The 25,012-nt window shown below is 69.6% G+C and carries 21 protein-coding genes and 4 pseudogenes; 12 read left to right on the plus strand and 13 right to left on the minus strand.

Features of this window, described 5'->3' with window-relative positions; all coding sequences use genetic code 11:
- The first annotated feature begins 59 nt into the window (after positions 1–59).
- The 4 genes from mpl to ACHMXE_RS37795 are packed head-to-tail and all read left to right on the plus strand — an operon-like array spanning position 60 to position 3,305.
- The gene (gene mpl / locus ACHMXE_RS37780; protein WP_395348843.1) at positions 60–1,469 is read left to right on the plus strand and encodes a UDP-N-acetylmuramate:L-alanyl-gamma-D-glutamyl-meso-diaminopimelate ligase; all 1,410 of its coding nucleotides are present in this window, start codon (positions 60–62) and stop codon (positions 1,467–1,469) included.
- A 12-nt stretch (positions 1,470–1,481) separates the two neighbouring features.
- Complete coding sequence (locus ACHMXE_RS37785; protein WP_395348844.1) at positions 1,482–2,333, plus strand: hypothetical protein; 852 nt, start codon at positions 1,482–1,484, stop codon at positions 2,331–2,333.
- Complete coding sequence (locus tag ACHMXE_RS37790) at positions 2,309–2,785, plus strand: hypothetical protein (RefSeq protein ID WP_395348845.1); 477 nt, start codon at positions 2,309–2,311, stop codon at positions 2,783–2,785. The genes ACHMXE_RS37785 and ACHMXE_RS37790 overlap by 25 nt, the downstream gene beginning before the upstream one ends.
- Positions 2,786–2,798: 13 nt before the next feature.
- Positions 2,799–3,305, plus strand: a complete 507-nt coding sequence (locus tag ACHMXE_RS37795) for a cupin domain-containing protein (RefSeq protein WP_395348846.1) — start codon at positions 2,799–2,801, stop codon at positions 3,303–3,305.
- Between the two features lie 4 nt (positions 3,306–3,309).
- Here ACHMXE_RS37795 and ACHMXE_RS37800 read toward each other — a convergent pair.
- The 6 genes and pseudogenes from ACHMXE_RS37800 to ACHMXE_RS37825 all read right to left on the minus strand — a co-directional run bounded on the left by ACHMXE_RS37800 (position 3,310) and on the right by ACHMXE_RS37825 (position 10,477).
- A pseudogene (locus tag ACHMXE_RS37800) lies at positions 3,310–4,432 on the minus strand (3-deoxy-7-phosphoheptulonate synthase).
- Between the two features lie 262 nt (positions 4,433–4,694).
- Complete coding sequence (locus ACHMXE_RS37805) at positions 4,695–5,228, minus strand: hypothetical protein (RefSeq protein WP_203204412.1); 534 nt, start codon at positions 5,226–5,228, stop codon at positions 4,695–4,697.
- A gap of 80 nt (positions 5,229–5,308) precedes the next feature.
- Entirely contained in the window at positions 5,309–6,769 is a 1,461-nt protein-coding gene (tldD, locus tag ACHMXE_RS37810) for a metalloprotease TldD (RefSeq protein WP_203204411.1), read from the minus strand.
- A gap of 109 nt (positions 6,770–6,878) precedes the next feature.
- A pseudogene (rodA, locus tag ACHMXE_RS37815) lies at positions 6,879–8,034 on the minus strand (rod shape-determining protein RodA).
- Between the two features lie 32 nt (positions 8,035–8,066).
- Positions 8,067–9,623, minus strand: coding sequence for a histidine kinase (locus ACHMXE_RS37820; protein WP_395348848.1), 1,557 nt, complete (start codon positions 9,621–9,623; stop codon positions 8,067–8,069).
- Between the two features lie 317 nt (positions 9,624–9,940).
- Entirely contained in the window at positions 9,941–10,477 is a 537-nt protein-coding gene (locus ACHMXE_RS37825; RefSeq protein WP_395348849.1) for a LuxR C-terminal-related transcriptional regulator, read from the minus strand.
- Positions 10,478–10,982: 505 nt separating this feature from the next.
- Between ACHMXE_RS37825 and ACHMXE_RS37830 the strand changes: the two genes are divergently transcribed.
- The 5 genes from ACHMXE_RS37830 to mtgA all read left to right on the plus strand — a co-directional run bounded on the left by ACHMXE_RS37830 (position 10,983) and on the right by mtgA (position 16,321).
- The gene (locus ACHMXE_RS37830; RefSeq protein ID WP_261211314.1) at positions 10,983–11,579 is read left to right on the plus strand and encodes a YqiA/YcfP family alpha/beta fold hydrolase; all 597 of its coding nucleotides are present in this window, start codon (positions 10,983–10,985) and stop codon (positions 11,577–11,579) included.
- Positions 11,580–11,752: 173 nt separating this feature from the next.
- Entirely contained in the window at positions 11,753–13,825 is a 2,073-nt protein-coding gene (locus ACHMXE_RS37835) for a ribonuclease catalytic domain-containing protein (RefSeq protein WP_395348850.1), read from the plus strand.
- Positions 13,822–14,673 (plus strand): energy transducer TonB, encoded by an 852-nt coding sequence (locus ACHMXE_RS37840; protein WP_395348851.1) that lies wholly within the window; start codon positions 13,822–13,824, stop codon positions 14,671–14,673. Before ACHMXE_RS37835 ends, ACHMXE_RS37840 begins: the two co-directional genes overlap by 4 nt.
- 43 nt (positions 14,674–14,716) lie before the next feature.
- Positions 14,717–15,571 (plus strand): shikimate dehydrogenase, encoded by an 855-nt coding sequence (aroE, locus tag ACHMXE_RS37845; protein WP_395348852.1) that lies wholly within the window; start codon positions 14,717–14,719, stop codon positions 15,569–15,571.
- Between the two features lie 6 nt (positions 15,572–15,577).
- Positions 15,578–16,321: a monofunctional biosynthetic peptidoglycan transglycosylase gene (gene mtgA, locus ACHMXE_RS37850; protein ID WP_395348853.1), complete on the plus strand. Its 744-nt coding sequence runs from the start codon at positions 15,578–15,580 to the stop codon at positions 16,319–16,321.
- Here mtgA and ACHMXE_RS37855 read toward each other — a convergent pair.
- Complete coding sequence (locus ACHMXE_RS37855) at positions 16,266–16,694, minus strand: DUF2809 domain-containing protein (RefSeq protein ID WP_395352977.1); 429 nt, start codon at positions 16,692–16,694, stop codon at positions 16,266–16,268. The two genes, mtgA and ACHMXE_RS37855, sit on opposite strands and share 56 nt — an antisense overlap.
- A 7-nt stretch (positions 16,695–16,701) precedes the next feature.
- On the opposite strand from ACHMXE_RS37855, the pseudogene ACHMXE_RS37860 reads away from it, so the two are divergent.
- From ACHMXE_RS37860 to ruvC, 3 genes and pseudogenes are all read left to right on the plus strand, one after another.
- A pseudogene (locus tag ACHMXE_RS37860) lies at positions 16,702–17,348 on the plus strand (lysophospholipid acyltransferase family protein).
- 6 nt (positions 17,349–17,354) lie between these two features.
- The gene (locus ACHMXE_RS37865; protein ID WP_395348854.1) at positions 17,355–18,344 is read left to right on the plus strand and encodes a phosphatidate cytidylyltransferase; all 990 of its coding nucleotides are present in this window, start codon (positions 17,355–17,357) and stop codon (positions 18,342–18,344) included.
- Positions 18,345–18,351: 7 nt separating this feature from the next.
- Positions 18,352–18,900, plus strand: coding sequence for a crossover junction endodeoxyribonuclease RuvC (gene ruvC / locus ACHMXE_RS37870; protein ID WP_395348855.1), 549 nt, complete (start codon positions 18,352–18,354; stop codon positions 18,898–18,900).
- A 13-nt stretch (positions 18,901–18,913) separates the two neighbouring features.
- On the opposite strand, the gene ACHMXE_RS37875 is transcribed toward ruvC, so the two are convergent.
- The 6 genes and pseudogenes from ACHMXE_RS37875 to ACHMXE_RS37900 form a co-directional block, all read right to left on the minus strand.
- The gene (locus tag ACHMXE_RS37875) at positions 18,914–20,083 is read right to left on the minus strand and encodes an acyltransferase family protein (RefSeq protein WP_395348856.1); all 1,170 of its coding nucleotides are present in this window, start codon (positions 20,081–20,083) and stop codon (positions 18,914–18,916) included.
- 128 nt (positions 20,084–20,211) lie between these two features.
- Complete coding sequence (locus ACHMXE_RS37880) at positions 20,212–20,388, minus strand: hypothetical protein (RefSeq protein WP_172705536.1); 177 nt, start codon at positions 20,386–20,388, stop codon at positions 20,212–20,214.
- A gap of 22 nt (positions 20,389–20,410) precedes the next feature.
- Positions 20,411–21,335: pseudogene (lpxC, locus tag ACHMXE_RS37885) on the minus strand (UDP-3-O-acyl-N-acetylglucosamine deacetylase).
- 257 nt (positions 21,336–21,592) lie between these two features.
- Complete coding sequence (ftsZ, locus tag ACHMXE_RS37890; protein WP_395348857.1) at positions 21,593–22,798, minus strand: cell division protein FtsZ; 1,206 nt, start codon at positions 22,796–22,798, stop codon at positions 21,593–21,595.
- Between the two features lie 170 nt (positions 22,799–22,968).
- Complete coding sequence (ftsA, locus tag ACHMXE_RS37895) at positions 22,969–24,198, minus strand: cell division protein FtsA (protein WP_057591181.1); 1,230 nt, start codon at positions 24,196–24,198, stop codon at positions 22,969–22,971.
- Entirely contained in the window at positions 24,141–25,010 is an 870-nt protein-coding gene (locus tag ACHMXE_RS37900) for a cell division protein FtsQ/DivIB (protein ID WP_395348858.1), read from the minus strand. The genes ftsA and ACHMXE_RS37900 overlap by 58 nt, the downstream gene beginning before the upstream one ends.
- Positions 25,011–25,012: the final 2 nt, after the last annotated feature.

The following is a 25,012-nucleotide window of genomic DNA, read 5'->3' on the forward strand; positions in this document are numbered from 1 at the left end:
CGCGGCCAAGGCCGTGGCCCCGGGGCCCGGACGATCGGCCTCCCTGAGAATCGCCCCCCATGCATATTCATGTTCTGGGCATCTGCGGCACGTTCATGGGCGGTCTGGCCGCCCTGGCGCGCGAGGCAGGCCACCGGGTCACCGGCTGCGACGCCGGCGTGTACCCGCCGATGAGCGACCAGCTGCGCGCGCTCGGCATCGACCTGATCGAGGGATTCGGCGCCGACCAGCTCGCGCTGGCGCCCGACGTGTTCGTGGTCGGCAACGTGGTGTCGCGTGCCCGGCTGGCCGACGGCACGCCGAAGTTTCCGCTGATGGAAGCCATCCTCGACGCCGGCAAGCCCTACACCAGCGGCCCGCAGTGGCTGGCCGAGCATGTGCTGCTGGGCCGCCACGTGATGGCGGTGGCCGGCACGCACGGCAAGACCACCACCACCTCGATGCTGGCCTGGGTGCTCGAGCGCGCGGGCAAGGCGCCGGGCTTCCTGGTCGGCGGCGTGCCGCTCGATTTCGGCGTCTCGGCCCGGCTCGGCGACGGACCGCCCTTCGTGATCGAGGCCGACGAGTACGACACCGCCTTCTTCGACAAGCGCAGCAAGTTCGTGCACTACCGACCGCGCACGGCGATCCTCAACAACCTCGAGTTCGACCACGCCGACATCTTCGACGACCTCGCGGTCATCGAGCGGCAGTTCCATCACCTGGTGCGCACGGTGCCGTCCACCGGCCGGCTGGTGGTGAATGCCACCGAGCCCAGCCTCGAGCGCGTGCTGGCCCAAGGCTGCTGGAGCGAACTCGCGCGCTTCGGCGGCGAAGGCCCGGGTGCGCAGTGGCAGGCGCGCGGCACGCACGACGCCTTCGACGTGCTGCACGAGGGCGAGCCGGTCGGCCGCGTCGAATGGGCGCTGTCGGGCCTGCACAACCAGATGAACGCGCTGGCCGCGATCGCTGCCGCCGAGCACGTGGGCGTGTCGCCGGCCGACGCGGCGCGCGCGCTCGGCAGCTTCCGCAACGTGCGCCGGCGCATGGAACTGCGCGGCACGGTGGAGCGCACGGGCGGTGCGATCACGGTCTACGACGACTTCGCCCACCATCCGACCGCGATCCGCACCACGCTCGACGGCCTGCGCCAGAAGCTCGACGCCACGGGCCACCAGGGCGAGCGCATCCTCGCGGCCTTCGAGCCGCGCAGCAACACGATGAAGCTCGGCGTGATGGCCGCGCAGCTGCCCTGGAGCCTCGAGTCGGCCGACCAGTCGTTCTGCCACACGGCCGGGCTCGACTGGGACGCGGCCGCCGCGCTGGCCCCGATGGGCGAACGCGCCCGGGTGGCAGGCGACATCAGCACGCTGGTGGGCCAACTGGTCACCGCGGCGCGGCCCGGCGACCACATCGTCTGCATGAGCAACGGCGGCTTCGGCGGCGTGCACGACAAGCTGCTGCAGGCCCTGCGCGACGGCATCGCCTGAGCGGGATCGCGCATGGCGGCCGCGGCACCCGACGACACGCTGCTCGGCCTGCTGCGCCGCGTCTACGACAACGGCAACAGCTATGTCGACGCCGATGGCAACCATTGCCACCGCATCCCCGACACCTTCAGCGAGGCCGAGCGGCAAGCGCTGGCCGACGCCGGCCTCGAGCCCAACCGCTTCGTCGCGATCCCGCATGACGAGGCGGTGAACCGCCTGCGGCAGGCCGCGGCCGGCGTGGACCTGCGCCGCGCGGCCGATGCCTTCGTCGCCTCAATGAGCTCGAGCGACCTGGCCTGGCTCACGGTGCTGCCCGCCACCGCCCTCGGCCTCGCGATGCCGGCGCATCCGATGGAGGCCATGGGCGGCGGCAGCTGCCGTGTCTGCTTCCACCGCGACGAGCGCGCGGACCCGACGCTGCGCGCCTACTTCCGCCATCTGCAGGGCGCGGGCTGGGGCACCGGCGGACCGGTCGAGGGCCTGCTGGCGCTGGAAGCCACGGGCCCGGCCGATGGCTGGCCGCGGCCGACACCGCGCGACATCTGGGTCTTCCATCGCCTGCTCGACCTGCTGCGCGCGCTGCCGGCCGATGCGCGCTACGGCAAGGCGCGCACCGCGCTCAAGGATGCGAAGCTGCTGCGCGTGAACAATCCCTACCGCTGCGAGACGGTGCTCGAGGCGCTGGCCACGCTCGGCGTCATGCAGACGCCCGAGCATCCGGGCCTGCTTCACGCGCTGGACCACCGCCATCGAGCGCGATCAGCGCCCTTCCACCAGGGTCGAGGGCACCGGCCCCGCTGGGCTGGTGGCGCGCGGCCGACGGCCTCGACGAGACGCTGGTGGAGCGGCTGTTCGGCCATCTGAAACGCCCCAGGCAGGAACCGCCCGCCGAGGCCGCCGAACCGGTTCGACGCAAACCTGCCGCCGGTGCGCGCGCCAAGTCGATCCCCGGCGCGCCGGCCGCGGGCGACGTGCATGCCGTGCGCCTGCGCGAGGACCTGTGGACCGCCGCCTACTGCCACGAAGTGAAGGCCGACCATCGCGGCATCGTGCGCGGCCGCGTGGAATACCTGGACCTGCTCTCGCCCACGCCGCCCACCGCCGAGCAGATCGCCGGCATCGGCTTTCGCGACCGCCGCAACGGCGAGCGCTGGCAGAGCTGGGTCGCCGGGCTCGGCAAGACCACCGGCGTGACGCGGATCGCGGTCGGCGTGCCGGCACCCTCGCATGCCCAGCCCCTGCCGGAGCGCATTCCCGGCGGCCAGGCCAGCGACCTGAAGCACCTGGCCGGCTGGCACTTTCCGGCCACACCCTGAACGAGGACCCACCATGACACAGCGCGCCACCCAACTCATCGACACGCTGGGGCTGCAGCCGCATCCCGAGGGCGGCTGGTACCGCGAGGTGTTCCGCTCGGCGATGCAGGTGACTCCCGCCGACGAGCGCGCGGCCCGCAGCGCGCTCACCAGCATCTACTTCCTGCTCGAGGCCGGCCAGCATTCGCGCTGGCACCGGGTGTTGTCCGACGAGGTGTGGGTGCATCTCGAAGGCGTGCCGCTGGCGCTGTGGACCTGCGATGCCGCGCTGCGCACCGCGCCGGCCCATGTGCGGCTCGGGCCGGTCGACGTGCACGGCACGCGGCCGCAGCACGTGGTGCCCGCGGGCCAGTGGCAGGCCGCGCGGCCGATCGAAAGCCATGCGGCGGGCGACTTCACGCTGGTCGCCTGCATGGTCGGGCCGGGCTTCGACTTCGCCGACTTCTCGCTGATGGCGCCCGACGGCGACGAGGCCGCCGCGGTGCGCCATCACTGGCCCGAACTCGCCGCGCTGATCTGAGCGATCAGCCGCGGCGCTGCTTGACCGCCTGCGACAGCGTCTCGAGCACCTGGGTCGAGTCGTCCCAGCCCAGGCAGGCGTCGGTGATGCTCTTCCCGTATTCGAGGCCCGCGATCTTGTCCTTGCCGGGCGTGAACTTCTCGGGCGCCGGCCTGCAGGTGGCTCTCGACCATCACGCCGAACACGCGGCGCGAACCGCCGGCGATCTGGTCGGCGATGTCCTTCGCGACGTCGATCTGTTTCTGGTGCTGCTTCGAGCTGTTGGCATGGCTGCAGTCGACCATCAGCGTGGGCGGCAGCTTGGCCGCCTCGAGGGTCCTTGCAGGCCGCCTCGACGCTGGCCGCGTCGTAGTTGGGCGCCTTTCCGCCGCGCAGTATCACGTGGCAGTCGCGGTTGCCGTTGGTCTGCACGATCGCGACCTGGCCGTTCTTGTGCACCGAGAGGAAATGGTGGCCGCGGGCCGCGGCCTGGATGGCGTCGGTGGCGATGCGGATGTTGCCGTCGGTGCCGTTCTTGAAGCCGATCGGTGCCGACAGCCCCGAGGCCAGTTCGCGGTGCACCTGGCTCTCGGTGGTGCGCGCGCCGATCGCGCCCCAGGCGATCAGGTCGCCGATGTATTGCGGCGAGATCACGTCGAGGAACTCGCTGCCCGCCGGCAGGCCCAGGCGGTTGATGTCGATCAGCAGCTGGCGCGCGATGCGCAGGCCTTCGTCGATGCGGTAGCTCTCGTCGAGGTAGGGGGTCGTTGATCAGGCCCTTCCAGCCGACCGTGGTGCGCGGCTTCTCGGAAGTACACGCGCATCACGATCTCCAGCGTGTCGGCGTACTTCTCGCGCTCGACCTTGAGGCGGCGCGCGTAGTCGAGCGCGGCGGCCGGGTCGTGGATCGAGCAGGGTCCCATCACCACCAGCAGCCGGTCGTCCTTGCCGTCCATGATGTTGTGGATGCTGCGGCGCGTGCCCGTAATCAGCGTTTCGACCGGCGTGCCGCGAATCGGGAAGAAGCGGATCAGATGTTCGGGAGGGGGGAGCACGTTGATGTCCTTGATGCGTTCGTCGTCGGTCTTGCTGGTTTTTTCGACGCTCGCATACCAGCTCTCGCTGGCCGGGGCAGTGTTCGTGCTCATGAGGGTTCCTTGTTGGATTGAATATCGTCAGGGCATAAAAAAACCGCCGGGGCTGCTTGCGCCGGCGGTTTTGGGAGGGGTGCCTGTCTGCTTTACGCGCTCGCCTCTCGTCCGCCGGAAACCGGGAACCAAAAGTAGGCAAAGAAATAGGCGCGGAGAGCGGCGGACATGGGCGCGAATGTAGCACGGAAAAACAAAACCCGGCCTGGAGGCCGGGCGTTCGTTGTTTTGGCGCCGACGGGGCCGGCGCCCGGGAACGGGCTCAGCGGTAGCCCGATTCGTTGGCGTTGTGGATGATCCAGATCAGGTTGCCGCTCGAGTAGTCGCCCATGCCGCCGCCCGCGAAGATCAGGCGGCCCTGGCCCTTGTAGGTCATTTCGAAGCGATGGCGGTCGCTGCCGAAATAGAACGGGATGAAGGCCTTGCCGGTCACGTAGGCGCCCTGGTCGGTGGGCTGGCCCGCGAGGTCGGTGACCTGCTTGGCGCTCATGCCGATCTGCAGGCGAGTGAACTTGCTGTTGCGCGCCGGGTTGCCGGTGATCTCGCCCTCGTAGCCGTTGAGGCCCTTGACGGTGCGGCCGCTGCCGGCCTCGACCTTCGACGAATCGACGACATTGCCCTGCGCGTCCATGCCGGCCCTGGAGCCGCTGCGCGCGGGAGCCGCCGGGGCGGCCGCCGCGGGTGCGGCCTCGCTCTGGCTGCCCGAGCCGCCGCGCGATGCACAGCCGGCGCTGGCCAGCGCGACCAGGGCGGTCATGGCCCAGAGGGCGGCGGGCGAGTGGATCCTGTTCCCCATTGAAATGCTCCTTGAATGCGTCGTTCGCAAAAGGGCGCAGCTTAGCAACGGGAGGAAACGCTTCGCAAGTGACGAAAGTCTTAAGCCGTTCCGCCTACAGTGAGCCCGTCGATGCGCAAGGTGGGCTGGCCGACACCCACCGGCACGCTCTGGCCTTCCTTGCCGCAGGTGCCCACGCCCGAGTCGAGCGCCATGTCGTCGCCGATCATCTTCACGCGGGTCAGCGCGTCGGGGCCGTTGCCCACGATGGTCGCGCCCTTGACCGGGTACTGGATCTTGCCGTTCTCGACCCAGTAGGCCTCGCTGGCCGAGAACACGAACTTGCCGCTCGTGATGTCGACCTGGCCGCCGCCGAAGTTGACGGCGTACAGGCCCTTCTTGATGCTCGCCACGATCTCCTCGGGCGCCTTGTCGCCGCCGAGCATGTAGGTGTTGGTCATGCGCGGCATCGGCACGTGGGCATAGCTCTCGCGGCGGCCGTTGCCGGTCGGCTTGACCTTCATCAGGCGCGCATTGAGCGCGTCCTGGATGTAGCCCTTGAGGATGCCGTCCTCGATCAGCACGTTGCGCTGGCTGGCGTTGCCCTCGTCGTCGACATTGAGCGAGCCGCGGCGGTCGGCGATGGTGCCGTCGTCGAGCACGGTCACGCCCTTGGCGGCCACGCGCTGGCCGATGCGGCCCGAGAAGGCGCTCGAGCCCTTGCGGTTGAAGTCGCCCTCGAGGCCGTGGCCGATGGCTTCGTGCAGCAGGATGCCGGGCCAGCCCGGGCCGAGCACCACGGTCATCTCGCCCGCGGGCGCGGGGCGCGACTCGAGGTTGGTCAGCGCCGACTTGACGGCATGGTCGACGTACTCGGCGATCTGCTCGTCGTCGAAGTAGGCCAGGCCGAAGCGCCCGCCGCCGCCGCCCGAACCCACCTCGCGGCGGCCGTTCTGCTCGGCGATGACGGTGACCGACAGCCGCACCAGCGGCCGCACGTCGGCCGCCAGCGTGCCGTCGGCGCGCGCCACCAGCACCACGTCGTACTCGCTTGCGAGGCCGGCCATGACCTGCGACACGCGCGGGTCGCGCGAGCGGGCCAGCTGCTCGACCTTCTCGAGCAGCTTCACCTTGGCGGTGCTGTCGAGCGTGGCGATGGGATCGAGGCCGGCATAGAGCGAGCGGCTCGAGGCGATCTTGCGCGGCACGGTCTTCACGCGGCCGGTGCGGCCCGCGGAGGAGATCGAGCGCACGGTGCGCGCCGCGTCGAGCAGCGAGGCCTCGGAGATGTCGTCGGAATAGGCGAAGGCCGTCTTCTCGCCGCTGACCGCGCGCACGCCGACGCCCTGGTCGATGCTGAAGCTGCCGGTCTTGACGATGCCTTCCTCGAGGCTCCAGCCCTCGCTGCGGGTGTACTGGAAGTACAGGTCGGCGTCGTCCACGCGGTGCGCGGTGATCTCGGCCAGGGCCTTGCTCAGGTGCGATTCGTCGAGGCCGAACGGCGTGAGCAGCAGTTGTTGCGCCGTGGCGAGGCGCTCGATGGTGGGTTCGCGGGAGATCATGAAGGATTATTGCTCGCCCCCAGGCTCCGCGCACTGCGTGCGCTCCTCCAACCCCCTACCGGGGGCAACACCAGCGGCCCGGCAAAGCCGGTTCCGGCGGTGTTTCCCGCTACGACTGCGCCAGTTTTCGAGCTCGCGCGATCGACATCAGGATCCCCAGCCCCAGCCCCAGCGTGACCATGGCCGTGCCGCCATAGCTGATGAAGGGCAGCGGCACCCCCCACCACCGGCAGGATGCCGCTGACCATGCCCATGTTCACGAAGGCGTAGGTGAAGAAGATCATGGTGACCGCGCCCGCCAGCAGGCGCGAGAACAGCGTGGTGGCGTTGAGCGCGATCGCCAGCCCGCGGAAGATCAGCAGGATGAAGGCCGAGATCAGCGCCAGGTTGCCCACCAGGCCGAACTCCTCGGAATAGGCGGCGAAGATGAAGTCGGTGGTGCGCTCGGGAATGAACTCCAGGTGCGTCTGCGTGCCCTGCATGAAGCCCTTGCCGCCGACGCCGCCCGAGCCGATGGCGATCATCCCCTGGATGATGTGGAAGCCCTTGCCCAGCGGGTCCTTGCTCGGGTCGAGCAAGGTGCACACGCGCTGCTTCTGGTAGTCGTGCAGCACGCGCCAGTCGACGCCGTCGGTGCACAGCCGCGATTCGAAGCTCACGATCAGCGTGATCGCCACGGCGCCCAGCAGCACCGGCGGCACGATCAGCTTCCATGGCAGGCCGGCGAAGAAGATCACCGCCAGGCCGGCCGCCAGCACCAGCAGCGAGGTGCCGAGGTCGGGCTGCTTCATGATCAGGCCGACCGGCACCGCGAGCAGCACGGTCGCCACCACGAAGTCGAGCGGCCGCAGCTGCCCCTCGCGGCGCTGGAACCACCAGGCCAGCATCAGCGGCATGGCGATCTTCAGGATCTCGCTGGGCTGGATCACCATGCCCACGTTGATCCAGCGCGTGGCGCCCTTCTTGGTGATGCCGAACAGCGCCACCGCGACCAGCAGCGCCACCCCCGCCGCGTAGAGCGGCACGGCCGCCAGCATCAGCCGCTGCGGCGGCACCTGCGCCACCACGAACATGATGAAGCCGGCCAGCAGCATGTTGCGACCGTGGTCGAAGAAGCGGGTGCCGTGGTCGTAGCCCGAGGAGTACATCGTCAGCAGGCCCGCGAAGGCCAGCAGCAGCACGGCGAAGGCCAGAAAGCCGTCGAAGCCCTGGAAGATGGGCGCGACCCGGCGCGCCAGGGAGGGCTGATTGAACACGGCGGACATGGGCGCGGATTATCCGCGCCCGCTGCGCCCGCTCAATCGAAGACCAGTTGAACGACCGTGCGGCCCGGTCGGCTTTCGAGCGCCAGCCGCGCCCCGATCGCGCCCGCGCGCTCGGCCAGCGAGCGCGGCGGCCGGCTGGCGTCGAAGCCGCGCCCGTCGTCGATCACGCGCAGCGCCACCGCCGTGCCCTCCATGCAGGCCTCCAGCCGCAGCACCCGCGCCCGGGCGTGCTGCAGCACGTTCGAGATCGCCTCGAACAGCAGGAACTGCAACTGCCGCATGCCGTGCGCGTCGAGGTGCGCCACCGGCGTCACCTCGTCCACGGCCCAGTCGAGCGCGATCTCGGCCGTGGCCAGCCGCGGCTCGAGCCGGTAGCGGAACGCCGCCAGCAGCGCGCCGACGTCGCCCGGCGGCAGGTGGATCGAGTCGATCGACAGCTTGAGCTGGTCCATCGAGTCGCGCAGCGTGCGCAGCAGTTCCTCGGAACTGGTCTGGCCCGACTGCAGCTGGCGGATGGCCGAGCTGATGTGCGAGCCCACGCCGTCGTGCATGTCGCGCAGGATGCGCTCGCGCTCGTGGGTGCGCGCCTGGTCGCGCGCCGCCCGCTCGAGCTCGGCATAGGTCGAGGCCAGCTCGCGCTCGCGCTGCGCCACCCGCTCGGCCAGGGTGCGGACCGCGCCGCGCGCCGCCACGCTGGCCGCGCGGAAGCGCCGCAGCACGATCAGAAGCAGCGCGATGCCGAAGAACACCGACGAGTAGCGCACCCAGGTGGTCTCGCCGTAGGCGTCGCTCAGGCGGATCACCAGCCAGTCGCGCACGCCGAAGGCCAGCGTGAGCAGGGCCGCGGCGGCCACCAGCAGCCGCTCGGCGCTGGGCCGCCGCGCCGTGGACCCGACGAAGGCGCCGACGAAGACCGCGATCACCACGATCTCGATCGCGAGCCAGCCGGTGAGCCAGATCGGCTCCTCGCGCTGCAGCGCGAGCGTGGTCGAGACCACGGTGCCCAGCACCACGGCCAGCAGCGGCCAGCGCAGCCAGCGCGTGCGCGCCGTGCGGCCCCAGTCGGCCAGGTGGTAGCAGAACATCATGGCCGAGGCGGCCCAGCCGGCATAGCAGGCCGCCATCAGCACGCCCCAGGGCACCCACGGCAGCGGCGGCTCGGTGATCACCCCGTCGGCCACCCGGATCGCCCAGCAGCACTCGGCCAGCGCCGCCCACAGGTAGATGCCGTCGCGGCGCGGCTGTCCGGCCGTGGTCGCGTCGACCTGCGTGAGCCACAGCGCCAGCGCGATGGCGCCGACGACCAGGCTGAAGGCGGTCAGCAGCACCGAGGCGGTGAAGCGCCAGGCGTAGGCCGGCTCGAACAGCCCGTTGCGCACCGGGTCGGCCGGACCGATGAACACCCGCGACAGCCCCGCGCGGCGCGCGCTGTCGGCATGGATGCGGATCAGCAGGTGGTTCTCGCCGGCCCGGAGCAACTCGCCGGGCACCGGCACGTAGATCGGCGCCTTGGCGTAGTCGGCGCCGTTGCCCTTCGAGAGGTCGCCGTAGACCTGCAGCAGCGCGCCGTTGAGCTCCACCTCGAACACGTTGCCGGTGCGCGGGATGAAGATGCCCAGGGCGTGTTCGGCGCGACCGCCAGCTTGAAAGGCAGGTCGAAGCTCGCGAAGCCGGAACGGCCGCGGTGCTGCCGGTCCCAGTGGTACGACAACTCCACCGGCTCGCTGCGCAGCACGCCGTCGACCGCGGTGGTGACGGTGCCGCTGCGCAGCTCGATCGGCGCGTCGGCCGCATGCGCCCCCCCGGCCCATCCACTGCACAGCGCCAGGACGAGCAGCAGCAGCCACGACGCGATCGGCATCGCGGGCAGCCGCCCGCGCAGGATCCGGAGCACGGACGTCCCGTCTCAGCCAGAGCGCGACAGCAGCCCCAGTCGCGTGGCTTCGAACACGGCTTCGCTCTTGGAATGCACCGCGAGCTTGCCGTAGAGGTTCTTGATGTGGGTCTGCACCGTGTGCACGCTCAGGCCCTTGAGGCGAGCGATCTCGGCGTACGAGAAGCCGCGCGCGATCAAGGTCAGCACCTCGTGCTCGCGCGCCGACAGCAGCGCGCGCTCGCCCGCGTCGGGCGCGGCCTCGGGTTCGGCCGTGCCCGGCACGCTGGCCGACTGCAGGCTGCGGTACTTGGCGAGCACGCGGCGCGCGATCATGGGCGAGATCGGCGAGGCACCGGCCTTCATCTCGACGATGGTCTGGGCGATGTCCTCGGGCGCGGCGTCCTTGTGGATGTAGCCGACGGCGCCGGCCTCGATGCTCGCGAGCACGTTCTCCTCGTCGCCGAACACCGACACCACCAGCGGCTCGCAGCCCGGGAAGCGCGCGACCGCGTCGCGGATCACGTCCAGGCCGGTGCCGTCGGGCATGCCGAGGTCGACCAGCAGCACGTCGGGAATGGTGGCGGTGCGGCGCGAGCCAGCCCAGGGCCTCGCTCACCGTGCCGGCGCTGCCGAGCCAGAACAACTGCGGGCTGCGCTGCACGCTGGTCTCGAAGAAGGCGCGCGCGCGGCTGTCGTCCTCGACCACGAGCACGCCCAGCGGCGGGGCGTAGCGTCATGGGGGTCCTCGGTAGTCATGGGGCCGAAGCATAAGCCGGCGCACGCTTTCGCAGGTCCGCGAATCCTCACCCTTTCATGGGATGTGCATCGGGCGGCTTGCACACACACTCGAATCGTCTTCGAACTTTGCACGACGGGAGGAACACGCGATGAATACTTTCGCGTTGTGCCACCGCCGCACCACGCTGGCATCGAGGACCTCCTCCGGTTCCGGGAAGCCCCCACCGCGGGGTTTTTCTCGCCTCGACGCCATCTGATGGGCACGGACCTCATGCAAAATTACCTGGACTTCGCAAGCAGCGCGCCATCGACGCGCTTTCCGTCGCCCCCCCGCATGGAACCACAAACCACCCATCTGCTGTACCTGCACGGCTTCCGTTCCTCGCCCCGCTCGACCAAGGCACGCGCGGTCGCGGACCGGGTGGCGCAACGGCACCCGAACCTGCACTGGTGGTGCCCGCAACTGCCGCCCTCGCCCAAGGATGCGATCGACATGGTGATGAAGGGCATCGCCGACTGGCCGCGCAAGTCGATGGCGGTGGTGGGCTCCTCGCTCGGCGGCTTCTACGCCACCTACGTCGCGGGCATGACGCGCTGCCGCGCCGTGCTGCTGAACCCCGCCGTGCATCCCGCGCGCGACCTCACGCTCTACATCGGCGACCAGAGCGCCTGGCACGACCCGGCCGAGCATTTCTATTTCCGCCCCGAGTACATCCACGAGCTGCGCGCCATGGAGGTCGGCTCGCTGACCCGCCCCGAGCGCGTGTTCGCGGTCATCGCCAAGGGCGACGAGGTGCTCGACTGGCACGAGATGTCGGCGCGCTACGCGGACAGCCGCGTCAAGCTGATCGAGGGCGGCGACCATGCCCTTTCGGACTTCAAGAAGAGCCATCTGGATGACGTGATGGCCTTCATCAATCCCGTGCAATAAAGCCCCCCGGCTTTTCACTCCCTTCGGTCGTGTAACTCCACCCCCCAAGGGGAGGCTCGGCCGCCTTGGGGCGGCCCGGCGGCGGCCGATATTCCCGCTTCGCTTTCCACGCGCGCCGCGGCCTGCGGCTCCCGCGCCACAGGCCCGCCCCGCCTGCATGGGAGAATCCGCCCATGTTTGTATTGTTTGAAGAAGCCGGCAAATACCTCGGCGGGCGCGTGCTGTCGGAGGCGGAAGCCTCGGCGCAGGTCGAGCTCGAGACCGGCAAGCGCGTCAAGGTCAAGGGCGCCAACATCGTGCTGCGGTTCGAGAAGCCCTCGCCCGCCGAATTGATCGCCGAGGCGCGTTCGCTCGCGGCCGCCATGGACCTCGACCTGGCCTGGGAGTTCGCGGCCGAGGGCGAATTCGGCTTCGCCGACCTGGCGGCCGACTATTTCAGCGACAAGCCCTCGCTGGCGCAGCAGGCCGCGGCGCTGTTCGCGCTGTTCGAGGCGCCGCACTACTTCCGCCGCGCGGGCAAGGGGCGCTTCAAGAAGGCGCCGGCCGAGATCGTGCAGCAGGCGCTGGCCGCGATCGAGAAGAAGAAGGCGGTCCAGGCGCAGATCGTGGAATGGGCCGGGCAGCTCGCCGAGGGCGTGTGCCCGCCGCCGGTGCGCGAGCAGCTCTACCGCATCCTGTTCAAGCCCGACAAGAACGCGCCCGAATACAAGGCGGTGGTGGAAGCCTCGCGCGCCTCGCAGCGCGCACCGCTCGAGCTGCTCGAGCGCGCGGGCGCGATCGACTCGCCCTACCAGTTCCACTGGCGCCGCTTCCTGTTCGAGAACTTCCCCAAGGGCACGGGCTTCCCCGCGCTCACGGCACCGGCCATCGCCGACGAGCTGCCGCTGGCCGAGGGCGTCGAGGCCTTCTCCATCGACGACTCGCAGACCACCGAGATCGACGACGCGCTCTCGGTGCAGGGCCTGGGCAGCGGCACGGTCACGGTCGGCATCCACATCGCCGCGCCGGGCCTCGCGCTCGCGCCCGGCAGCGCCATCGACCAGGTGGCGCGCGCGCGCATGTCCACGGTCTACATGCCGGGCTACAAGATCACGATGCTGCCCGACGCGGTGGTCGACACCTACACCCTGCTCGAGGGCGCCGACCGCCCGGCCGTGTCGCTCTATGCGCGCTTCGACGAAGCCACGCTCGAGCTGCAGTCCACCGAGACGAAGCTCGAGCGCGTGCCGATCGCCGCCAACCTGCGCCATGACCAGCTCGACACGGCGGTGACGCAGGCCTGGCTCGAGGACGCGAGCGTCGCGCCCGAGGACACGCCGGCCGTGGCCACGCGCTTCCGCCCGCAGCTCTCGTTCCTGCACCGCCTCGCGCGCCACCTGAAGGCGCAGCGCGAGGTCGTGCGCGGCAAGCCCGAGAACTTCAACCGGCCCGACTACAACTTCCGCCTCGTCGGCAACGACGGCGCCGAACCCACGGGCGCCGAGCAGGTGCAGATCACGACGCGCCAGCGCGGCGCGCCGCTCGACCTGATCGTGTCCGAGGCCATGATCCTGGCCAACAGCAGCTGGGGCGGCTGGCTCGGCGAGCTCGGCGTGCCCGCGCTCTACCGCAGCCAGGCCAGTCTCGCGCCCGGCATCAAGGTGCGCATGGGCACGCGCGCGCTGCCGCACGCGGGCCTGGGCGTGAAGAGCTATGCCTGGAGCACCTCGCCGCTGCGTCGCTACACCGACCTGGTGAACCAGTGGCAGATCATCGCGGCCGCGCGCCACGGCAAGACCGCCGCGCTGGCCGCGCCGTTCAAGCCCAAGGACGCCGACCTGTTCTCGATCCTCTCGGGCTTCGACGCGGCCTATGCGGCCTACAACGGCTACCAGGGCGGCATGGAACGCTTCTGGACGCTGAAGTACCTCGAGCAGCAGGGCATCACCGAGCTCGAGGCCACCGTCATCAAGGACCTGCCCAACGGCGCGCTGGTGCGCGCCGACGCGCTGCCGCTGGTGTTCCCGGTGGCCGGCCAGCAGGAACGCGGCGCGCGTCTGCGCGTGAAGCTCGGCGAGATCGACGAGATCGCGCTCGACGTCAGCGGCACCGTGCTCGAGCGCCTCGATGCGCCCGCGGCCGGCGCGGTGGACGACGCCGAGGACGAGGAAGAGGTGGTCGCCGGCCCGATCGCGATCGCGGTCGACCTGGCCGATGGCGATGCCGCCCCCGACACGGGAGCGGCCGTGGAGAACGCGCCCGCATGAACCTCAAGGATCTGAGCACCCTGCAGATTGCGCTGGGTGTGTCCGTCATCGCGCATGCCGCGCTGCTGGCGGTGCGTTTCGTCGACCCCGAGGCCTTCAACCGCGCGTTCACCGAAACGCCGCTCGAAGTGATCCTCGTCAACTCGAAGACCAACGAAGCGCCGGATCCCAAAGCCCGTGTGATGGCCCAGACCTCGCTCGCCGGCGGCGGCGACCTCGAGCGCGGCCGCGCCACCAGTCCGCTGCCACCCTCCTCCTTCAGCGCGGTCGGCGATTCCGCCGAGGAGGCGCAGCGCCAAGTCGACCTGATGCAGCAGCAGCAGATGCATCTGCTGACCCAGCTCAAGCGCGACCTCGCGGCCATGCCGCCGCCCGATCCGCGCGTGAGCGGCGATCCCAAGGAAGCCACCGCGCGCGAGGAGAAGCGCCGCCAGATGGTCGAGCTGCTGGCCGAGATCGAGCGCCGCGTGAACGAGGAGAACGCGCGTCCCAAGAAGCGCTACCTGAGCCCGTCGACGCGCGAGGCCGCCTATGCGCTGTACGTCGATTCGCTGCGCCGGCGCATCGAGGTGCGCGGCACCGAGAACTTCCCGACCGCGGCCGGCAAGAAGCTCTACGGCGAACTCAAGATGACGATCACCATCAACCACGACGGCAGCCTGCTCGACACCGCGATCGACGAGAGCTCGGGCAACACCACGCTCGACCGCCGTGCCCAGGCCATCGTGCGCAGCATCGGCAGCTTCGGCAAGTTCACCGACGCGATGCGCCGCCAGACCGACCAGATCGTGATCCAGTCGCGCTTCCGCTTCACGCGCGACGAGACCATCGAGCTGTCGTCGCAGTAGCCGCGCGGCCCGACGAAGAAAAAGAAGCCAGGAGACCCGCGCCATGGATCTGTACTGCGTGATGGGCAACCCGGTCGAGCACAGCCGCTCGCCGTGGATCCATGCCCGCTTCGCCGAGCTCTGCCACCAGCCGATCGCCTACGAGCGCCGGCTGATCGCGCTCGGCGCCTTCGCCGAGGGCATCGCCGCCTTCCGCCGCGAGGCCGCCGAACGCGGCGACCGCGCGCTCGGCTGCAACGTCACCGTGCCCTTCAAGTTCGATGCCGCCAGCATCGCGCAGCACACCAGCGAGCGAGCCACGCTGGCGGGCGCGGTCAACACCTTGCGCTTCGCGGCCGATGGCGAGATCCATGCCGACAACACCGACGGCATCGGCCTGGTCAACGACATCGAGCGCAATGCGCGCGTGCCGCTGGCCGGCAGGTCGCTGCTGCTGATCGGCGCCGGCGGCGCCGCGGCCGGCGTGCTCGGGCCGCTGCTCGACGCGGGCGCGGCACGCGTGGTGGTGGCCAACCGCACGGTCGACAAGGCCGTGTCGCTGGTGCGCCGGCATGCGGCGCTCGCGCTGGCCCACGGCGCCTCGCTCGAGGCCTGGGCGCTCGACGCGGTGCCGGGCGACTTCGACGTCGTGGTCAACGCCACCGCCTCCAGCCTCGCGGGCGATGCGGTGCCGGTTGGCGCGCGGGTGCTGCGTCCCGGCGCGCTGGCGGTCGACATGATGTACGGCCCCGCGGCCGCGGGTTTCATGCAATGGGCGCAGGCCCACGGCGCCGTGGCGCGCGACGGCCTCGGCATGCTGGTCGAACAGGCCGCCGAATCCTTCGAGATCTGGCGCGGCGTGCGCCCGCCTTCGGCCCAGGTGCTCGACGAACTGCGCGCGCGGCTCGCCGCGGCCTGAAGCACGATGAAGGCCGCGCTGCGCTGGATCGCCTGCCTGCTGCTGGCCGGCCTCGCGCTCGAACTGTTCTTCGTCGTGCGCATCGCGGCCATGGCGGCGATCGATCCGCAGAGCACCGCCTTCCAGCGTTCCGAGGCCTGGCAGATCGCCACCGACAAGGGCAGCGAGGGCGCGTGGCGCCAGCAGTGGGTGCCCTACGGGCAGATCAACGACAGCCTCAAGCGCGCGGTGATCGCGAGCGAGGACGCCAGCTTCATCGATCACGACGGCGTGGAGTGGGAAGCCATCGAACGCGCGCGCCAGCGCAATGCGCGCGCCGAGGAACTGGCCGCCAAGCGCATGGCACGCGCGGCCGCGCGCGGCAAGTCGGTGCAGCCGGCGCCGCTGCGCGGCGGCTCCACCATCACGCAGCAGCTCGCGAAGAACCTGCTGCTGTCGGGCGAGCGCACCATGCTGCGCAAGGGCCAGGAACTGGTGCTCGCCGTGCTGCTCGAGACGCTGCTCGACAAGCGGCGCATCCTCGAGATCTACCTCAACAGCGTCGAATGGGGCGAAGGCGTGTTCGGCGCCGAGGCGGCCGCGCAGTACTACTTCAAGAAGCCGGCCGCGCGCCTGAGCGCGTACGAGGCGGCGCGCCTCGCGGTGATGCTGCCGAGCCCGAAGTTCTACGAGCGCCGGCCCAACTCGCCCTACCTCAACGGACGGGCGTCGACGATTGTGGCGCGGATGCCGTCGGCCGAGCTGCCCTGAACAGGGCCTCGCCCGCCAGCACCGCGGCGAAGCCGATCGCATAGGCCAGCACGTCCCACCAGTCGGCCGTGCTGCCGAGCACGATGCGCAACGCACGGTTGGGAATGTGCAGTTGCCAGGTGGCCGCCAGGTACTGGCCGAGTTCCACCAGCAGCCCCACGCCGAAGGCCGCGAGCGCCAGCGGCAGCACGCGCGCCTCGACGAAGGCCTTGAACACCAGGTAGACCCAGACCACGGCCAGCACGTCGCCGAGGAAGCTGCGCACCCAGCCCCAGCGCGCGCCCACGGTCGCGAGCAGTGCCAGCAGCACGAACAGGGCCAAAGCCCCGGCCAGGGAGAGAGGAGCTAGACGCCATCGCATGGCCCGTATCATCGCCTCCATGTTGGCGAAGCTCGTGGGATGGTTGCTGTTGGGCGTGGTGCGATTGCTCACCGGTGCCCAGGCACGCTGGTACGGCTGCCCGCCGAAGGCCGAGCAGCGCATCTATTTCGCCAACCACCAGAGCCATGCCGACCTCGTGATGATCTGGGCCGCGCTGCCCGAGGAGCTGCGCAGCATCACGCGCCCGATCGCGGCGCGCGACTACTGGGCCAACACGCCGGTCAAGCGCTGGATCACGACCGAGGTGTTCAACGCGGTGTACGTGGAACGACAGGCGCCCGCGCCCGACCCGTCCGCCGCGGTGCCGACGAGGCCCGCGCCGTCGACCCGCTCGCGCCGCTGGTCGAGGCGCTGCGCAGCGGCGACTCGATCATCATCTTTCCCGAAGGCACGCGCGGCCACACCGGCGAGCCGCAGAAATTCAAGTCGGGCCTCTATGCGCTCGCCACCCAGTTCCCCGAGGTGGTGCTGGTGCCGGCCTGGATCGACAACGTGCAGCGCGTGATGCCCAAGGGCGAGATCGTGCCGGTGCCGATCCTCTGCTCCGTCACCTTCGGCGCGCCGATCCGCGTCGAGGCCGGCGAGGAGCGGCGCCCTTTCCTCGACCGCGCGCGTGCCGCAGTGATCGCCCTGCGCGACGTTTGAAGAGAAATGAACCAGTTCCTGCGCAGCCTCAGCCCCACGCAGCAGGTCGCGGCGCTGTTCCTGATCGTCTTCGGCGTGCTCGTGATCGTGAGCACAGCGGCCTTCTTCCTGAGCTTCAGGGAGCGGCGCAACCCGGTGCACGACGCCACCTGGCAGGCCGAGCTCGCGCACTTCCGCAAGCTGCTGGGCACCACCTGGTTCATGGCCGTGATCTTCTGGATCGGCTGGGCGCTCGGCGAGACTGTGGCGACGGTGCTGTTCGCGCTGATCGCCTTCTTCGCGCTGCGCGAGTTCATCACCCTCTCGCCCACGCGGCGCGGCGACCACCGCAGCCTGATCCTCGCCTTCTTCGTGGTGCTGCCGGTGCAGTTCTGGCTCGTGGCCACCGCGCGCTTCGACCTGTTCACCGTGTTCATCCCGGTCTACGTCTTCCTCGCGATCCCGGTGGCCAGCGCGCTGGCCGACGACCCGAGCCACTTCCTCGAGCGCAACGCCAAGCTGCAGTGGGGCATCATGGTCTGCGTCTACGGCATGAGCCACGTGCCGGCGCTGCTGTTGCTGAGCTTTCCGGGCTACGAGGGCAAGAGCGCCTTCCTCGTGTTCTTCCTGGTGTTCGTGGTCCAGACCTCGGTGCTGGTGCAGCACCTGATCTCGCGCCGCAGCCAGCGCGCGCCCTTCGCGCCGAACGTGAGCCGCAGCTTCAACTGGACCAGCTGGGGCATCGGCATCGCGGTCGCCAGCCTGGTGGGCGCGCTGTTCTCCTTCATCACGCCCTTCAGGTTCGGCCAGGCGCTCGCGGTCTCGGTCATCGCCTGCATCGCGGGCTCGATGGGCCACCTGGTGATGAAGGCGCTCAAGCGCGACCGCGGCATTCCCAACTGGGGCCAGAAGGGCGTGGGCGTGACCGGCGCCAACGGCCTGCTCGACCGCGTCGACGCGCTGTGCTTCGCGGCGCCGATCTTCTTCCACTCGGTCCGTTGGTACTTCGGAGCCTAGACACACGATGCGTATCCTGGGCATCGACCCCGGCCTCAACACCACCGGCTTCGGCATCGTCGATGTCGACGGCCATGCGCTGCGCTACGTGGCCAGCGGCACCATCAGCACGCGCAGCGTCACCAGCGGCAGCCTGCCGCAGCGCCTCAAGGTGCTGTTCGACGGCATCGCCGAGATCACCGAGCGCTACCGGCCCGACAGCTCGGCGGTCGAGATCGTGTTCGTCAACGTCAATCCGCAGTCCACCTTGCTGCTGGGCCAGGCGCGCGGCGCCTGCGTGACCGCGCTGGTCAACAACGACCTGCCGGTGGCCGAGTACACCGCGCTGCAGATGAAGAAGGCGGTGGCGGGCCACGGCCAGGCGGCCAAGGCACAGGTGCAGGAGATGGTGAAGCGCCTGCTCGAGCTGCCGGGCCTGCCCGGCAGCGACGCGGCCGACGCGCTGGGCATCGCGATCACGCATGCGCAGGTCGGACGTTCGCTGGCGCGGCTGGCCGAAGCCACCACGCTGTCGAGCTCGTCGACCGGGCGCTACCGGCAGGGCCGCTCGCGCTGAAGCGGCGGCGCGCTCAGGAAGCGATGACGCGCATGCCGCGGCGGTTGCGATGGCCGCCTTCGCCGCGCGCATGCTGCGGCGGACGCCGGACCAGCAGCGGCACCTCCACCAGCCGGTAGGACAGCTCCGCCAGCGCGGCGGTGCCCAGGCCCGCCAGCAGCAGGCCCTCGCGCGGCTGCAGCGTGCCGTCGAGCACCAGCCGGCGCGCGAACTCCATCACCGACAGGTGGACGATGTACATGCCGTAGGAGCGCTGGCTGGTCCAGCGCACCGCCGCATCCAGGCACCAGCCCGGCTGCCGCAGCCGCACGACGGCCGGAAAGCACAGCGCGAAGCCCGTCGAGGCCAGGATGAAGAAGCCCGCGCGCCATGTCGCGCTGCGGTAGGAGGCCGGATCGAGGCTGCTCAGCAGCGAGGCCGCGACCAGTGCCAGCCCCAGCGCCAGCATCGGCAGCGCGAGCGCATCGCAGGCCCGGCGCCGGCTGCGCATCAGCCAGGCCATGGCCACGCCATAGGCGATGGCGTCGAGGTGCAGCAGCACGACCTTGCGGATCTGGGCGTCCCAGTCGGCCACGAGCGGGTCGTCGGCGAGCCAGCGCGCCAGCAAGGGCAGCACGATGAAGAGCGCGCAGGCGATGCCGAGGGCCCGCGAGGCGCGCATGACGCCGGCCAGCGCGAACAGGAGGCTGGCGAACAGCAGGTAGAACCACTCCTCGACCATCAGCGACCAGGAGACGTCGTACCACACGCTGGTCATGGGCCAGGCCAGGTTCTGCGTGAAGCTCATGAAGAACCAGGGCCATCGCGTGGCGCCGGCCCAGGTCCCGCACAGCAGCAGCACGCCGAGCCACAGGTAGTACAGCGGGATGGTGCGCATCCAGCGCCGCACGAGAAAGGTCCACAGGGCGCGCGGGCCGGCGCCCTGCTCGAGGATGTCGAGCAGCAGGCCGCCGATGAGGAAACCGCTGAGCACGAAGAAGAGCTCGACGCCCAGGGTGCCCAGGACGCCGGCCAGCGCCGAGCGGCCGCCCCAGAACACCAGTTGCAGATGACTGACGAGCACGCCGCCGATGGCCAGTGCCCGCAGAAGATCCAGCCCGAAGATCCGTCCCGCTGCCTGTTCTTTCTGTTCTTCCTGCGCCTCGGCCACGCCGCAGACGCCACCCTGTTGCGATGGAGTCATCCACCCACTCCCCGATCAAAATTTCGGGGCGGATACTACAAAAGGAATTCTTAATGAAATCTCCTCCGGACGGAGGAGTGTGAGCCGCGATCCACGCGGCGCCGGCCATCCGGCGTCGCCGGCGTGGATCAGGCCACGCGCTCGGCGATCAGCACCGCGAAGAAACCGCAGGCCGCGAGCAAGGTCCACTTCAGCACGATCCAGCCGAAGCGGCGGTACTTGGGCTGGCCGGTGCCGGCATAGAACGCGAACGAGACGCCGGCCATCAGCAGGAGGAACAGCAGGGCCCAGCGAAAGAGGAGCATGCGTGAGCGGCCGCGGCCTGGCCTACCAGGCGCGCGCGACTTCGTTGAAGCCGCGCGGCGCGCGCTTCTCGTCCGCGAAGGTCACGATCTCGTAGGCGTCGTCGTGCGCGAGCAGTTCGCGCAGCAGCTTGTTGTTGAGCGCGTGGCCCAGCGGAAGGCGGTGTAGGCCGCGAGCAGCGGCTTGCCGACGATGTAGAGGTCGCCCATCGCGTCGAGGATCTTGTGCTTCACGAACTCGTCGTCGTAGCGCAGGCCACCGGCATTGAGCACCTTGGTGTCGTCCATCACCACGGCGTTGTCGAGGCCGCCGCCGAGCGCGAGGCCCCGGGTGCGCATGTACTCGACGTCCTTCGTGAAGCCGAAGGTGCGCGCGCGCGCGATGTCGCGGCTGTACGCAGCTGCTGCCGATATCGAACTCGACGCGCTGGCCCGTGGAATTGACGACGCGGTGGTCGAAGTCGATCTCGAAGCTGAGCTTGTAGCCGTGGTACGGCTCGAGGCTCGCCCACTTCTCGTTGGCGCCGTCGCCCTCGCGCACCTCGACCTTGCGCAGCACGCGGATGAAGCGCCGCGGCGCCTTCTGGAATTCGATGCCCGCGCTCTGCAGCAGGAACACGAAGGACGAGGCCGAGCCGTCGAGGATCGGTACCTCGTCGGCCGTGATGTCGATGTAGAGGTTGTCGATGCCCAGGCCGGCGCAGGCCGACATCAGGTGTTCGACGGTCTGGACCTTTGCGCCCCCGGTGGAGACGGTCGAGGCCAGCCGGGTGTCGGTGACCGCCTCGGCGGTCATGCGGATCTCGGCGGGTTCGGGCAGGTCGACGCGGCGGAACACGATCGCCCGTGTCGGCCGGGGCGGGACGCAGCGTGAGTTCCACGCGCTGCCCGCTGTGAAGCCCCACGCCCACGGCGCGGCTGATCGACTTGAGGGTTCGTTGTTGCAGCACGCCTGCGATTTTAGGCGCGCGGCGCGCGTGGCGCGCCAATCCCCTGGCTATTACACCCATAGACATCGTTCGTATGGCGTAGCCCCGAAATGGACGCAAAGGGATGAAGAAAACGCGCCTGATACAGGCGGGAAGGCTTTATCTGGGCCTCCTCCTGCGCCTCTTGCGTGTTCTTCAAACCCTCTGCGTCCGGTCGGGCGCGCGCCGCGCGGCATCTCTTTCGGGATACCCGCGGCGGGCCCTGGTCCGGTGGGGTCTCAGTCGGCCTGGCGGCGCAGGAAGGCCGGGATCTCGAAGTCGTCCATGCCACCCGAGGACAGCGCGTCGACCTTGGCCGCGGCCATCGTGCGGTTGGTGCGCCACACGCTGGGCACGGCCATGCCTTCGTAGTTGGGCTGGCTGCCGCCCAGGCTGTGGCCGGTGCCCATCGAGGGCACGTTGAACGGGATGTTGTCGGTGCCGGTGCGGATCACCTCGAGCGTCGGTGCCTGGCGGCGCGCGTCGGCGCGCGACAGGCCGGTGGCGACCACGGTCACGCGCATCTCGTCGCCGAGGGCATCGTCGTAGGCCGCGCCGTAGATCACGTGCGCATCGGGCGAAGCGTAGGCGCGGATGGTGTTCATCGCGAGCTTCGACTCGTTGAGCTTCAGCGAATTCTTCGATGCGGTCACCAGCACCAGCACGCCCTTGGCGCCCGAGAGGTCGATGCCTTCGAGCAGCGGGCAGGCCACGGCCTGCTCGGCCGCGATGCGCGCGCGGTCGGGACCCGAGGACACGGCCGTGCCCATCATCGCCTTGCCCGGCTCGCCCATCACGGTGCGCACGTCCTCGAAGTCGACGTTCACGCCGCCGTACTCGTTGATGATTTCCGAGATGCCGCCCACGGCGTTCTTCAGCACGTCGTTGGCCTGCGCGAAGGCTTCTTCCTGGGTGATGTCCTCGCCCAGCACGTCGAGCAGCTTCTCGTTGAGCACCACGATCAGCGAGTCGACGTCGGCCTCGAGCTCGGCCAGGCCGGCTTCGGCGTTGGTCATGCGACGGCCGCCTTCCCAGTCGAAGGGCTTGGTCACCACGCCCACGGTGAGGATGCCCATTTCCTTGGCCACGCGCGCGATCACCGGCGCGGCGCCGGTGCCGGTGCCGCCACCCATGCCGGCCGTGATGAACAGCATGTGCGCGCCGTCGATGGCCGCGCGGATCTCGTCCACGGCGGCTTCGGCGGCCTCACGGCCCTTCTCGGGCTTGCTGCCGGCACCCAGGCCGCTCAGGCCGAGCTGGATGTTGCGCTGCGCGCTGCTGCGCTGCAGGGCCTGCGCGTCGGTGTTCGCGCAGACGAACTGCACGCCCTGCACGCCGCGTTCCATCATGTGCGCGACCGCGTTGCCGCCGCCACCGCCAACACCGATCACCTTGATCTGCGTGCCTTGGTTGAATTCTTCAACTTCGATCATTTCGATGGTCATCTTCTACTCCTTGAATCTTGCAGTTGCCGTTGTCTATCAATGAATCTTTTTTGGGGGTACCCGACGAGAACGAATTCATCGTCGCGATGGTGGACCTGTTCGTCGCCATCGCTCGTTGAAATGCAAGGGAGGGCTGCCGCGCGCGAGCCAGAGTGGGGAGTGGTTCATGGTCAGAAGTTCCCCACGATGAAGTCCTTGAAACGTCCGAACGCGGTTTTTACCGAACCGTTCTTCTGCGCCACCTTGAAGCCGCGCATGCGTGCGAAGCGAGCCTCCTCGAGCAGGCCCATCACGGTGGCCGCGCGCGGCTGCGCGACCATGTCCGAGAGCGCGCTCGAATACTTCGGGATGCCGCGGCGCACGGGCTTGAGGAAGATGTCCTCGCCGAGCTCGACCATGCCGGGCATCACGGCGCTGCCGCCGGTGAGCACCACGCCGGACGACAGCACTTCCTCGTAGCCCGACTCGCGCACCACCTGCTGCACCAGCGAGAAGATCTCCTCGATGCGCGGCTCGATCACACCGGCCAGCGCCTGCTTGCTCAGCATGCGCGGACCGCGGTCGCCGAGGCCGGGCACCTCGACCTGCGTGTCGGGATCGGCCAGCAGCTGCTTGGCGAAGCCGTTCTCGACCTTGATGTCTTCCGCGTCCTTGGTCGGCGTGCGCAGCGCCATCGCGATGTCGCTGGTGATCAGGTCGCCCGCGATCGGGATCACGGCCGTGTGGCGGATCGCACCGTTGGTGAAGATCGCGACGTCGGTGGTGCCGGCGCCGATGTCCACCAGCACCACGCCGAGCTCGCGCTCGTCCTCGGTCAGCACCGCCTGGCTCGAGGCCAGCGGGTTCAGCATCAGCTGGTCGACCTCGAGGCCGCAACGGCGCACGCACTTGATGATGTTCTCGGCCGCGCTCTGCGCGCCGGTCACGATGTGCACCTTGGCCTCCAGCCGCATGCCGCTCATGCCGATCGGCTCCTTCACGTCCTGGCCGTCGATCACGAACTCCTGCGGCTCCACCAGCAAGAGGCGCTGGTCGCTCGAGATGTTGATGGCGCGCGCGGTCTCGACCACGCGCGCCACGTCGGCCGGCGTCACTTCCTTGTCCTTCACCGCCACCATGCCGCTGGAGTTGATGCCGCGGATGTGGCTGCCGGTGATGCCGGTGTAGACGCGACCGATCTTGCAGTCGGCCATCAGCTCCGCTTCCTTGAGCGCCTGCTGGATGCTCTGCACGGTGGCGTCGATGTTCACCACCACGCCGCGCTTCAAGCCATTGCTGGGCGCGATGCCCAGGCCCGCGAGCTTGAGCTCGCCGCCTTGCAGCACCTCGGCCACGACCACCATCACCTTCGCGGTGCCGATGTCGAGGCCGACGACCAGGTCCTTGTATTCTTTGGGCATTGATATGTCCTCGGTATTCGTCTATTTCTTCTTGGGCGTCTGGGGTCGGTCACCACGGTGGTGACGCCGCGCAAGCGCAACGCATAGGCGTCGTTGTGGCGCAGGTCGGCGCCCTCGACGTCGTCCATGGTCCGGCGGTACTGCCCCGCGACCTGAGTCACGGTCTTCAGGAAGCGCTGCAGTCGCGCCGCCACCTCCTCGCTCTGGCCTCGGCCCAATTCGATCGTCGCGCCGCTGTCGAGCTGCGCCCGCCAGCTGCCCCGGCTCGACAGCGTGAGCGCGTCGAGGCCGAGGTCGTAGGGCTCGAACATCGGCTGCAGCACGCGGTACATGCCCAGCACCTGTCCGGCCTGCTCGATCGGGCCGTCGAGTCGCGGCAGCTTGTCGTCGACCTCCGCCACGTTGGCCTCGAACACATCGCCGAAGCCGTTGATCAGCCTGGAGCTCGACTCGTCGCCCCAGTTGGCCACCGGCACCTGCTCGGTCAGCGTCACGCGCAGCCTGTTCGGGAACTCGCGCCGCACCACCGCGCTGCGCACCCACGGCACCGACTCGAAGGCGGTGCGCGCGCGCGCGAGGTCGACGGTGAAGAAGTTGCCCTTGAGCTGCGGCGCCACGTTGGCGCGCAGGGTGACGGCGTTGTTGTGCGTCACCTCGCCGTCGACCTTGATGCCCGCGATCGGGAAGAAGGGCTGGCGCAGCACCCACCAGGCGCCCGCGGCGAGCAGCATCAGGCCCACCGCCACGAATGCAAGGTTCGCGACGATGTTCATGAGCTTGACGTCGAAGGGCGTGGGGATGCTGTCGGCCATCT

The organism is Variovorax sp. UC122_21 (genome assembly GCF_044056785.1).
Lineage (GTDB): Bacteria > Pseudomonadota > Gammaproteobacteria > Burkholderiales > Burkholderiaceae_C > Variovorax.